This is a genomic window from Dyadobacter sp. CY312 (assembly GCF_021390535.1).
Taxonomy (GTDB): domain Bacteria; phylum Bacteroidota; class Bacteroidia; order Cytophagales; family Spirosomataceae; genus Dyadobacter.
In genome coordinates, this window is sequence record NZ_JAJUXG010000009.1 from 347555 (window position 1) to 360726 (window position 13172).

Below are 13172 nucleotides of genomic sequence, written 5' to 3' on the forward strand. Positions count from 1 at the left end.
CGATGCCTACCTTATCAAATTCGGCGCGAAAGTTGGTATTCGTTTGTGGTAGGCTGTTTTGATAGAATAATATATCATTCTTTTTAAAGATATATTATTCTATCTATCTCCCCTCCTACTTCAACCATTCCCCCAACATCCCTTCATAGCTTTCCAAAAACCTGGTGTAAGCCTTCTGCAATTCGGGCAAGGCCGCGGCTAAGGTGCTGGTATCATCTGATTTTAATCGCCATTCTGCATCCCTGGCAATTTCTGCAACTTGTGAAACACCTACCGTTCCGGCACTACCTTTGAGTGTATGCAAATTACTTTTCACGGTAGCAATGTCGCCTGTCGCGTATGCTTCGATGGCTCCTGCAACCAGCTCATCCGATTCTGTTACGAAATCTTCAAAAACCGACAGAACCAGGTCAGCCCCGCCGATACCGTTAAGCTGATCAATAATCTCCCGATCCAGAACCGGCAATGTCATTTCCTTGGCTTCTTCGGCCTGCTTTGACTCAACCTTGTGTTCTACTGAATCTGAGAAAAGCTCTCTGACCTTATGAATAAGTGTTTGCGCACGGATAGGCTTGGCAATGTAATCGTCCATCCCCTGGCTTATAAACCGATCGCGGTCTTCTTTCATGGAGTAGGCAGTCATTGCTACAATCGGAGGTAAATCTGTGAAGCGCCTTTTGAGTTCGGAAGTGGTTTCTACGCCATCCATATCCGGCATTTGTATGTCCATAAAAATGATGTCATACATTCTGTTTCCGGAGTTCGCCTTTTCTTCAACCTTGTCAATGGCCTGATAACCACTTTCGGCCAAATCCACCACACAACCTGCTTTTTTAAGTATTTCATTCGCGACTTTTCTGTTCACTGCGTTATCGTCAACCAATAGAATCGTGGGATGATTTTTGGCAAACACATCCTGGATCGGCACTTCTTCGAGTTCTTTGGTTGTACTCACCTGAGCCATGGAAGTTTCGGTGGTTTCGAAGGTAAACCAGAATGTACTCCCCTCCCCTGGGGTCGATTCCACGCCGATGCTTCCGTTCATGAGCTCGCAAAGCTGCTTGGAAATAGCAAGACCAAGGCCCGTGCCCCCAAACGATTTACGAGAAGAATTGTCGAGCTGAGTGAACGACGTAAACAATATCTGCTTGTCCATCGCGCTGATTCCTATCCCTGAATCCTGGACTTCCACTTTGATCTTATTGAAAAGACCATCTCTTTTAACAGACGTCAGGAAAACTTTCACCGCACCGTTTTCAGTAAATTTCAACGCGTTGGAGGTGAGGTTGGATAGGATTTGTAATAACCTGGTCTGGTCCGCGATGATGTATTTCGGCAGATCAGACGCAATGTAATAGGATAACGTGTTGCCTTTGCTTTTCGCGGTTTGTCCGAACAGGGATACAAGTTTCAGCAATAGCTCTTCTACGGCTATTGGTGCTTCGTGCAGCTCCATTTTACCAGCTTCAATTTTTGAAAGATCCAGAATATCATTCAAAATGTGAAGCAGGGTTTCCGACGAGCGTTTGATTGTCAGCACATAATCTTTTTGTTCAACGTTTAACGGCGTTTCTCCCAGCAAGTCTATCATACCAATCACTCCATTCATTGGCGTGCGAATCTCATGACTCATGTTGGCAAGAAACCCTTCTTTTACTTTCAGTGAGCGCTCCGCATGTTCCTTGGCTTTCAGCAATTCAAGCTCGTTGCGTTTCAATTCGGTAATATCTCTCGCCAGTACTGCCACTTCCGCAGGTTTTCCTTTGTCGTCTACAAAAAGAAGCATGTTCACCATGAACTGGCGCTCTGTTCCATCTTTCCTGTTGAGTGTTATTTCGAAGTTTCGCAGACTTCGACTTTTCCTAAGTCTTATAAGAGCTGAATGAATCTTTTTCCGGTCCATGAAAAACTCTGACACCGGATGCCCGATTACTTCGTCGGGCAGGTAGCCAAGCCGTTTCAGCACCGACTGGCTTATCATGCTGATTATACCATGACGGTTGATACGGCAATAGATATCCTGCAAGTTTTCGAAAATACCACGGAAAAGCTCTTCGCTGTGCCGCAGCGACAATTCCGCTTCTTTACGTCTGGTGATGTCGCGTGCAATACCCGAAACTTCCTCAATTACACCCTGGGCGTAGCGGATCGGATTCAGGTAAAATTCCAGCCACATTTCCCCACCATCCTTTTTATCTATCTTAAATTCAAAATACTGCGGTTCGCCACGCAATGCCTGTCTGTACTTGGCATCGAGCGTACGGCGGTTGTTCACGCCAACCATTCTCCATCCAAATTTTTCGGCACTCACTTGTAACGTCGGTCTTACACCTACCTCAGAATGAATAAGATCGGCATAATTTTTATTGAAAGAAGTCAACTGCAAAGTCTTGTTCACAGACCAGATCAGATGGGAGCTACTGTCAAAAATGGCATTCAGGCGGGCCACGTATTTGCTTAGCTCCTCCTCGCTTTGCTTCCTCGCAATGGCCAGTGCAACCTGACCAGATATAAATTCCAAAAGTTCAAGATCCCGCGCATCAAACATTTTAGCATCGTCGTATGACTTCACGCCTATGATACCAGTAACCCTGTCGCCAATACGCAACGGCACACAAAGTAACTGTTGTGGTGTGACGCCATACAGGTGAAGGCTGTTTGTTTTAGCTAGCTCTTCAATATCCTGCCCTGATAAAAACAGTGGTTTATTGGACGCAATAGCATATTCTGTAACACCATTACCAAGTCTCCGGCGTGTAAATCGTACGTTGCCTTTGAAATACTGATCTACGTAGTATGGAAAATAGAGGTAACTTTTGCTTGGGTCGTAAAGGGCTATAAAGAAGTTTTTTACATCGATGATTTTGCCGAGCTCATCATGAATCGTATGGTAAAAATCGTCCAGATTTTGCGCATTCAGAGTCCAGTTTGCAATACTGTAATACAGATTCTGCGCCTTTTCTGCTCTGATCTTTTCAGTAAAATCATTTAATATGCAGCGGAACGCGGTCGGTTTCCCGTTGTCGAAACGGCAATTAACACTACCGGTAACAAACACTTTTTTACCGTCTCTGTTTATGAAAACTGCCTCAAAATTGGGATTTGATATTCCCTGCTCAATAAGTTTCAGCTGTGCTTCTGCTTCCTCTTTATGCTGTGGATGAATAATGTCCTGCATCCGCATAGAAGCAATTTCATCCAGGCCGTAGCCGAGTACCTCGCGCCAGGCTTTGTTTACAAAGATGAACTTCCCGTCCATAGCCACCAGTTGAATAAGGTCGCTGGTGTTATCCACCAAATCCTGCAATTGCGAATTTGACTTGGCTATCGACGACTCCATTCGTCTTCTGCGGGTAATGTCATCACCCACAAGCGTTACGCATTTAACACTTTCCTCCTCCGTCTGAACCAGAACAGAATTAATGGAAAAAGTACGCAATGTTCCTTTGCTGGCAAGAAATGGCACCTCACGCTGTTCCAGTTTCCTTTTTCCCTGAATGCCCTCTTCCAGCATTTGCTTTATTTCATCAGCTTCATCCTGCGGAATTAGTTTATCGAAAAGACTATGACCAATCAGTTCCTGTTCTGTCCAGCCGGTTTTCATAAGGGCATGGGCACTAATATTTTGTATGATGAAGTCCGGTGAAAAGGTTACGCCGATTAGATTCAGATGATGAAGTGTAGCATGTATGGTATGCCAGTCCGTCTGGGACGATATCATTTCCATAGTTCCCTTTGCTCGTATTTTTTAAGGTTCGTTCCTATTCTTTATTCGTTAAATCTACGAATTAAGACGTAATTTTGGCATGTGAAAAGTAATTATAAAAATCGGAGCGACTCGAAAGTCCGTGCCAAAAAACATTTGGGGCAGCACTTTCTGAAAGATATGAACATTGCAAGGCAGATCGTAGATGGTCTCACCGGGCATTCAGGTTACACCAAAGTCCTCGAAATTGGACCAGGCATGGGTGTTTTGACCCAATTTTTGCTAACAAACGAGGCCTACGAAACGCATGTGATCGAAATCGATACGGAATCGGTAGCCTATTTAAAAAAGCATTATGAAGCCTTGACACCACGCATTATTGAGGGTGACTTTCTGAAATATGATACCTCATTAGCATTCCCCGATCCATTTGCGATCATCGGAAACTTTCCATACAACATCTCTTCGCAGATATTTTTCAGAGCGCTTCAGATAAGGGATCAGATTCCTGAAATTGTTTGTATGCTGCAAAAGGAAGTTGCTATGAGAATTGCATCTCCTCCGGGAAATAAGGATTACGGTATTCTAAGCGTTCTATTGCAGGCATTTTACAATATTGATTACCTTGTTTCGGTTCCTCCGGGAGCATTCGACCCACCTCCCAAAGTGCAGTCGGGGGTAATTAGGCTCAGGCGAAATACGACGGAAAGACTGGAGTGCGACGAAAAAATGTTTTTCAGGGTGGTTAAAACCGCATTCAATCAACGCAGGAAAACGTTGAGAAATGCACTGAAACCGATTGGCGAAATGCCCGACCACCCGTTGCTCACCAAACGTGCCGAACAACTCAGCGTGGCAGAATTTGTGACACTTACACAACTGGCACAGGAGCTGGGACAGCCTGTCGGGGATATCATTGCCGACGAAGAAGAATAGACAAAAGCGAATTGAGAGGCTAGTCGCTAGTAAGAAACAGCTTAAAGCCGAAAAAAATGACGTTTGAATTAACGAAAGAGTACGTAGATCAGATACAGGAATTAATAGATAACCGCGATTCCGAAGGTATAAGAGAAAGCATGGAGGGGCTTTTCCCGGCCGACATTACCAGTTTGCTTTCTGAATTGGATACGGATCATGCCAAATTTCTGGTAACACAGCTTGAAACTGAAACGGGCGCTGAAATTATTGCAGACCTGGATGAGAACGACCGTCGTGATTTCCTTAAAGCATTCACTTCGGAAGAAATTTCCCGTTACGTTAATCTTTTCGATTCGGATGATGCCGTGGATTTGCTCAATGAGCAGCCGATTCAGGTTAGAGAAGAAGTAATTGCTTTGCTTGAAGACCGTGAACAGGCTCGTTTCATTCTTGACCTGCTTCATTACGACGAAGACGTTGCCGGTGGTTTGATGCAGAAAGAGCTTGTGAAAGCGAATGTAAACTGGACGGTAAACGAGTGTATTGAAGAACTTCGCAAGCAGGCCGAAGATGTGGGGCGTGTATATGCGGTTTATGTTACGGACGAAAGCGGCAAATTACTTGGTTTGCTTTCTCTTAAGAAAATCGTTCTTGCGCACAAAAACACCAAAATTGAAAGCCTGTACGACAAGGATGTAATCTTTGTGGAGACTTACCGTCCTGCGGAAGAGGTGGCAGAGCTGATGCAGAAGTATGACCTTGACACGCTGCCCGTAGTGAATGTTCAGGGCAAACTGCTGGGAAGGATCACGATTGATGACGTGATCGACTTTATTACCGAACAGGCCAGTTCGGATACCATGGCAATGGCCGGTATTACGGGGGATGTGGAAGAAGACGATACCATTTTCCAACAAACCAAAGCGCGTTTACCCTGGCTACTTGTGGGCATGATGGGCGGAATGGTTGCTGCCAAATTCATTGGTTATTTTGAAGGGGATCTCAAAGTAATTCCTGCAATGGCCGCATTCATCCCGATTATAGGATCCACAGGCGGAAACGTAGGTATTCAAACCTCTTCCCTTATACTGCAAAGCCTTGCCGATAAAAGCGGGCTTGATGTAGGACTGGGTGAGCGACTCATTCGAATGCTCGCCGTGGCACTAATTAATGGGTTTATCATCAGCGGTATTGTCTTCGGATTCAATCTCCTGATCGGAAATGAAATGCAACTCGCTTTGGTCGTGTCAGCAGCCTTAATGTCTGTGGTTTTTCTTGCATCCTTTATGGGGACAGTCACGCCAATCGCACTGGAAAAAGTTGGCATAAATCCCGCTGTTGCGTCTGGCCCGTTCATCACTACCGCCAACGACTTAATCGGGTACGCGGTGTACTTCGGGCTTGCACATGTATTGCTCGATCTTTAAACCTCAGATCACGTTTCTTGATAACCATTTAAGTAAACAAACGCATACAAATGCTTTCGATATCAAACATCATTGGTATGAAAGCATTTTTTTTATCTCTATTCTCATTGCTCATTACCCTGGTTTCTCAGGGACAAACCACGTCAGATTCACAGATATACCTGGCCGATCCTGCGATTTTGTATTCCAAAGGTACTTATTATCTCTACGGCACTGTGGAAGGAAGCGCCGGCAACGGATTCAAAGTATACAGCTCCACCAATCAGAAAGACTGGCTTGACAAAGGGTATGCCTTAAAAAAAGGAGATGTATATGGCGATAAAGGATTTTGGGCACCTCAGGTTTTCTCCCACCTCAACAAGTTCTACATGGCCTATGTAGCCAACGAAAACATCGCCATTGCAAAGGCAGATTCACCCATTGGTCCATTTATTCAGGAAAATAAAACAGAGCTCAAAGCTTCCGTAAAACAAATTGATCCCTACATCTTCTTCGATGACGACGGGAAAATCTATTTGTATCATGTGCGCTTGCAAAAAGGCAACAGGTTATTCGTGGCACAAATGAAAAGTGATCTTTCTGAAACTATTCCGGAAACCTTAAAAGAATGCCTTCATGCAGAAAACGGATGGGAGAATACTGCAAAATCGGATTGGCCGGTTGCAGAAGGTCCGACTGTGATAAAGCGAAACGGTGTTTATTATTTATTTTACACCGCCAATGATTTTAGAAATCCGGATTACGCTGTGGGTTTTGCCACAAGTGACAGCCCTCTCGGTCCTTGGAAAAAATATGCCAGCAACCCCATCCTGGATAAAGAAGATGTAGGACAAAACGGTACCGGGCACGGAGATTTTTATAAGGATGAAAAAGGGGGGCTCAACTACGTTTTTCATACGCACAACTCACCCACAGCTGTTGGCAAGAGAAAAACAGCCATCGTCAAAGCGAAGTTTGCAAAAGACAACGGATCCCACGAAAAGCCGGTTATAGACTTCAAAAGTTTCCAGTTTTTAACAACGAAAAAACAACAATAGTAAAACTTAGCACTTATTACTTTTTCCTTAAACCAAACACCTTAACATCGTTTCTTAAAACAATGAAAACGAACTACAGAAAACTAGTTTTATCCCTGATTCTGCTTTTAGCATATTCCTTCACCTATTCTCAAAGCGGTACCAAAACTTTCACTAATCCACTTTTGCCTTCCGGCGCCGATCCATACAGCATCCATAAAAATGGATACTACTATTACACACATACGGTGCAAAACAAGCTCGTGCTTTGGAAGACCAAGAACCTGGCAGACCTGGCTACCGCAGAAAGCAAGACAATCTGGACACCGCCGCAAGGAACGATGTATAGCAAAGAACTTTGGGCTCCGGAACTGCACTACATCAATAAGAAATGGTACATGTACTTTGCAGCAGATGATGGCAAAAACGATAATCACCGCATGTATGTGATCGAAAATGCATCCGCAGATCCTATGCAGGGTGAATGGACTTTTAAGGGAAAAGTTGCCACCCCGGACGACAAATGGGCTATTGACGGAGATATTTTTGAAAACAAAGGCCAGTACTATATGATATGGTCGGGATGGGAAGGAGACAAAAACGGCCAGCAGAATATATACATTGCCAAGATGGACAACCCCTGGACCATGTCCGGAAAACGTACCAAAATCTCAGGAAGCGATTTTGAGTGGGAAAAACATGGAGACCTGAACGACCCGAATAATCCTCCGCATGTGAATGTAAATGAAGGTCCTCAGTTTCTGAAACATAAAGATAAAATCTTTATCATTTACTCTGCCAGCGGCTGCTGGACAGATTATTACGCATTGGGAATGCTTCAAACTTCCGCCACGGCCGATTTGATGGATGCCAATTCATGGAAAAAATCTCCTGAACCCATTTTCAAACAATCGCCAGAGAATAAGGTTTATGCACCGGGGCACAATTCGTTTTTTAAATCACCGGATGGCAAAGAAGACTGGATTTTGTACCATGCCAATTCGGAACCCGGACAGGGTTGTGGCAGATTTCGGTCACCAAGGGCTCAGAAATTCACATGGAATGCAGATGGAACGCCCAATTTTGGCATTCCGGTGAAAGCAGGTGAAAAACTTGCTGTACCGGCGGAGTGAGTGCAAGGGAGTGTCTGAGTTGACAGTTTAGAGTGAACAGGCATTTGCATTCGAATGTCAATTTACTGCCTCATCATAGCCAATGATGGATGAGCTAATGGCTAATAGCCATTAGCTCACTTTCTATTTCTTATAATTGTCAGGGTTCAGAGCCTCGGGTGCCCAGCTCTGAAAAAACTCCAACACCTTCGCAGGATCGTGACCTTTGCCTTTTTCCAGGTAAGCGGAGTTCTGAGTATGTAAACGCTTCCCTTTACCATCCAGAATGACGAAAACAGGAAATCCGAATCTTTGCGGATAATCCAGTGAAGCCAAAACAGCCTCATTTTTATTTTCCGGACTATAATTGACATGCAGCATTTCGTAGTTCTGATCCCTGAAAGTTTTCAGCGTATCATTGCTATTCACGAGTTTATCAAAAAGAATGCACCAGCTGCACCAATTCCCTCCTAGCTGCAACAATACATGTTTTCCGCTCTTGTTTGCTTTTGCAACTGCTTCGGCAATTTCCGCTTTTGCATCAGCCTCAGGATTGTAAATATTTACTTTCTGAGCCTGAGCATTCAAAATGGACAAAGTCAGAAGTACAAAAAGCATCAGAATATTCTTCCTCGCAATAAAGTTTTTCATGTAGTTAATAAGTTTTTGACAGTTTATTTTAGGCTAAGTATGTTGCTAAAAGCTCAGAGCCAATAGCTACTGATCAGCATTCACTCAGACTAATCGGAATATTGATTGCCAACCCGCCTTCCGATGTTTCTTTATACCTGTGATTCATATCCAGAGCTGTTTGCCACATCGTGTTTACCACATTATCCAACGAAACTTTTGCGTTCCCAGGATTGCTCTGCAAGGCCAACTGGCAAGCGGTGATTGCCTTAATGGCTCCCATCGTATTTCGCTCAATGCAAGGGATTTGAACCAACCCACCCACAGGATCGCAGGTCATTCCCAGGTGATGTTCCATAGCGATTTCAGCAGCCATCAGGCACTGTTCGACACTTCCTCCGAGTACCTCTGTGAGCCCGGCCGCCGCCATTGCTGACGAAACGCCTATTTCCGCCTGACAACCACCCATGGCAGCCGAAATTGTAGCTCCTTTCTTAAAAATACTACCGATTTCACCAGCAGTAAGCAAGAAGCGAAATACATCTTCCTCAGTACCATCACAAAAAGCAATATGATATTGGATAACTGCCGGAATCACACCCGCAGCGCCATTGGTGGGTGCAGTAACAACGCGGCTGTATGAGGCATTTTCTTCATTAACTGCTAACGCAAAGCAGCTGACCCAATCCAAAGTGTACTTGAACCCGCTTCCGGACAACTTCACCAGTTCCAGCCACCGGTTATAGTCCAGGCAGATTTTATCATGAAGTAATTTCTTGTTCAACGCTGCGGCACGGCGCTGCACATAAAGTCCGCCGGGAAGGATTCCGTCAGTTTGCGTACCATGAAATATACTTTCTCTCATGATATACCATATGTTCAAAAGCTCTTTCCGGATCACCGATTCTTCTCTCCATGCACACTCGTTGTCCAACACGATTTGCCAGATTGGTTTTCCCGTAAGCTTATGCCATTTCAGCAAATCGCCGGCTGTATCGACTGGGTAGGGTAATTTCACAACTTGTGTAACTTCCTCGTCCGTGTGATTTTCCTGTATTACAAAGCCGCCACCTATTGAAAAATAAGTTTCAGAGCGTTCACCATAGCTACCACATTGTGCTGTAAAAGTCAAACCGTTCGGGTGAAAAGGTAGCGATTCCTTCATTTGGAAAACCACGTCCGATTTGGGTGTGAAACTGATCTTCATATCTCCTTGTAAGAGAATCGTTTCCTTAGAGGCAATTTCTGCTAAAATGGAGTCAATAAGTGTTGTATCAATCGTTACCGGATCATGACCGCTTAGACCTAAGATTACTGCTATGTCTGTACCATGCCCCTTTCCCGTTTTGGCCAACGAACCATATAAAAACACTTTGACTGACTCTACATTTTGAAGACCCACTGTGTCTCCAAACTTATTTAAAAACTGCTGAGCTGCTCTCCATGGACCTAGGGTGTGCGAGCTCGACGGTCCAACGCCTATTTTAAAAATGTCGAAAACGGAAATGCGTTCTTCTTTCACAGGTTAAAGGTGTTTAGTCTGTTCGGCCCTCCCATCGGCTATGCACTACTTTTGCTAATCCAAAGTACCTTTGCATCACCGTCTGTTTTGGGAAGCCGGTATCAAATATATCTTAATCCGGACATCTTTTCAATTCTGTTTTTACTATGATAAGCTCTGTCCTTATCTTAAAAATAAAATCAGTCTGTTCAGTAAAACTTAAACTGAACAGACCGACCAAAATTATACCTTGTTTTAATTTAACTCATTTCCATTCCGATAAACCGCCGGAACAATTCAGAAAATCCATATTTCCCATAATCGGTGCTCCCGGAGGCATGTCTAGTGGCGATGCTGGCTGGAATTTCTCTGGATTTTTACTAAATTCTTCGATCTGAGACAACCCGAAAAGAATATTTGCTTTCTGCTTTGCACCTGCATTAGCCACCTTTCCCTTCATCCATTTTTCCAACTCATCCACTTTAAGTAATGCCTCTCCCCTGACGCTCTCAGGAGCCTTGGTATCCGCCGCAAGTCGAAGAAGATACTTTAAGGAAAGGTTATTAACCAAGGTGTGAAGCTCGCCTTTGTAACCGGTCTGCAAAGGTGCCTTCCAGGTTTTCTCCAGGATTCTGTCCACCACTGGCATAAAACCCGGCTGCTTGCTGTCTCTTGCATTATATTCTATCAGTCGCGCTGCCCTTTGTGAATCAAGCAAATACGACAGTGTAGTACCTGCCGCAGTCTCAGCGGCCGCAACCGGGTCAAATGTTGGTCCGGTACGGCTTGTAAAGGTTTCCAAGCCAGCAGGGTATCCTGATGGGCGCGGAGGAATTTTTTGGATCAAACCTTGCGGTAATGCCAGTGCTTCCGGTGTGATGGTCCCTAACAATGATTCCAAAGCTCTCCATTGTTCCTTGGGCTCAACCATGCGTGTCACAACCTGTCCATCATTCTTTACCGCATGTGTGAAATACAGGCCACCAACGGATTTGGCAACCGCTTCAATCTGATATCGATGAAGCAGGTACATCGGTACAAGCACCTCTTCCAGTGTCGCCATAGGTTCACCATCACGAATTGCTTTTTCTGAAAAATTATCCAGTATCTTCTTTCTGACAGCCATGATATTCGTCATCTGGTCAATTGGATTGGAACCGTCATCCCATTGATGCGAAGTAGGATGCGCATTTCCTCCAATATCCGGAATATAAATATGTCCCTGCTTTAAAGTTTCCTGCATAATCTTTTCAAGACCTGCTTCCTCATCCGCACCTTTTGGGAACTCAGTATATCCCCACATCACCGCCCTGGTATCCCAGCTACCAATTCCCTTACCGTACGAATCCGAAATTTCTATTTTTCCATCTGGTTTCAACGAAAAACGTGGGAATGGATAATCCATCACAGAACCTCTGTCTTTTGGGCTCGCAGCAAAGTTGTGGTTGAAGCCCAGTGTGTGGCCTATTTCATGTGCTGATAGCTGGCGAATACGGGCAAGCGCCAATTCCTCCATTTCCTTGGGAACTGGCTTTCCCTCCTCATAAGGTTGTAACAATCCTTCTGCGATCAGATAATCCTGGCGGTGCCGGTCGGAGCCTAACGTAACCACTCCCTTCATGATCTCTCCAGTTCTTGGATCAATAAAAGAAGAACCGAAAGAAAATCCCCTTGGACTGCCTGAGCGATTGATCCAGTTCACAACATTATAACGAATATCCATCGGGTCCACGCCCTCTGGCAATTCCTTCACGATAAAGGCATTCTTAAAGCCTGCTGCTTCAAATGATTCATTCCAATAAGCTCCCCCGTCTATCAAAGCCTTCTTTACCGGACCTGGTGCACCACGGTCAATGTAATAGACGATTGGCTTCACCGCTTCGCTCACTGCCGCTCCGGGGTTCTTCTTTTCAAGACGGTGTCGTCGAATAAAGCGCTTCACAATGGGTTCTGTCATAGGTGCCGAAAAATCCATATAGCTAAACATTCCAAATCCGGAACGGGCATCAAATCGTCTTGATTTGTAATTTGCGTCGGGTAACTCCACAAAAGACTGGTGCATGTTAACACTAACCGCTCCGGGATCAGGAGCCAGACCAGGACCTCTCCCACCACCAGGTGCTCCGCCCGTAAAAGTAATCAGCGCTTCAAATTCAGTATTTTTAGGAAAATTCTTAGTATTCTCAATGTACACCACAGAACGCGAATCGTCCATTCTGTAAGTCCCGCCGTTGCTAACGGGCTGCACGCTGACCGGTCCAAGCGATCCGCGTACACCTAAACGAGCTGCCATATTCTGACTGTCGCGGACTATGAAAGGAGTAAGATCTATGAGTGTTTTATTTCCATCCGTCGCTACCGGCGTAAAGCCCCAGATCACAGACTTGGCAAAGGAACTCTCCACAGACTTGATTTCATCCCTGTTTTCTGTGATGGCCCTGTAATTGTAAACAGGTTCTATCAAAAGTACTTTCGCTCCGACTTTCACAAACTTTGCAATAGCGGAAGAAGCCTGGCCACGCTCAGGTCCGCCGTTTCCCACTCCATTGGAAAGAGAAGAAAAATAAAGGAACTCCTGATCCATTTTATCTATTTCCAGCAATACCTTTCCGGTTTTCTCATCATAATAAAAATTAAAAAAACCTTCGTGCTTTTTCAGATTTTCAGTCACAGAGGCTATACTGGCGACAGAAGTACTTTGGGACTTCACATTACCGGTCGAGCCACTCTGACTTTGTGCGTAGCCAATATTTCCGGCAGCAATTAATACAGCTAAGAATTTGTAGTTTATATTCATTATCAGAACGAGATGTTATTTACGACAGCATACTTCTAAAAATAGCACTGAAACTGTTTAAATCA

8 protein-coding genes are annotated in these 13172 nt (G+C 44.6%); 4 read left to right on the forward strand and 4 right to left on the reverse strand.

From position 1 onward, the window contains the following. Positions 1-115: 115 nt before the first annotated feature. On the reverse strand, positions 116-3727 hold the full coding sequence (locus LZG71_RS14620) for a PAS domain S-box protein (RefSeq protein ID WP_233821474.1): 3612 nt from the start codon (positions 3725-3727) through the stop codon (positions 116-118). 81 nt (positions 3728-3808) lie between these two features. On the opposite strand from LZG71_RS14620, the gene rsmA reads away from it, so the two are divergent. The 4 genes from rsmA to LZG71_RS14640 all read left to right on the forward strand — a co-directional run bounded on the left by rsmA (position 3809) and on the right by LZG71_RS14640 (position 8200). Further along, positions 3809-4642: a 16S rRNA (adenine(1518)-N(6)/adenine(1519)-N(6))-dimethyltransferase RsmA gene (gene rsmA, locus LZG71_RS14625; protein ID WP_310587759.1), complete on the forward strand. Its 834-nt coding sequence runs from the start codon at positions 3809-3811 to the stop codon at positions 4640-4642. Positions 4643-4698: 56 nt separating this feature from the next. Beyond that, positions 4699-6051, forward strand: a complete 1353-nt coding sequence (mgtE, locus tag LZG71_RS14630) for a magnesium transporter (RefSeq protein WP_233821476.1) — start codon at positions 4699-4701, stop codon at positions 6049-6051. 77 nt (positions 6052-6128) lie between these two features. Continuing rightward, positions 6129-7088, forward strand: a complete 960-nt coding sequence (locus LZG71_RS14635) for a glycoside hydrolase family 43 protein (RefSeq protein ID WP_233821478.1) — start codon at positions 6129-6131, stop codon at positions 7086-7088. A gap of 62 nt (positions 7089-7150) precedes the next feature. Then, positions 7151-8200 carry a family 43 glycosylhydrolase gene (locus LZG71_RS14640; RefSeq protein ID WP_233821480.1) on the forward strand — a complete coding sequence of 350 codons (1050 nt, stop codon included), beginning with the start codon at positions 7151-7153 and terminating at the stop codon, positions 8198-8200. A 123-nt stretch (positions 8201-8323) separates the two neighbouring features. On the opposite strand, the gene LZG71_RS14645 is transcribed toward LZG71_RS14640, so the two are convergent. The 3 genes from LZG71_RS14645 to LZG71_RS14655 all read right to left on the reverse strand — a co-directional run bounded on the left by LZG71_RS14645 (position 8324) and on the right by LZG71_RS14655 (position 13107). Continuing rightward, positions 8324-8830, reverse strand: coding sequence for a thioredoxin family protein (locus LZG71_RS14645; protein WP_233821482.1), 507 nt, complete (start codon positions 8828-8830; stop codon positions 8324-8326). A 73-nt stretch (positions 8831-8903) separates the two neighbouring features. After that, on the reverse strand, positions 8904-10331 hold the full coding sequence (locus LZG71_RS14650; RefSeq protein ID WP_233821484.1) for an L-serine ammonia-lyase: 1428 nt from the start codon (positions 10329-10331) through the stop codon (positions 8904-8906). Between the two features lie 244 nt (positions 10332-10575). After that, the gene (locus LZG71_RS14655) at positions 10576-13107 is read right to left on the reverse strand and encodes a zinc-dependent metalloprotease (protein ID WP_233821486.1); all 2532 of its coding nucleotides are present in this window, start codon (positions 13105-13107) and stop codon (positions 10576-10578) included. Positions 13108-13172: the final 65 nt, after the last annotated feature.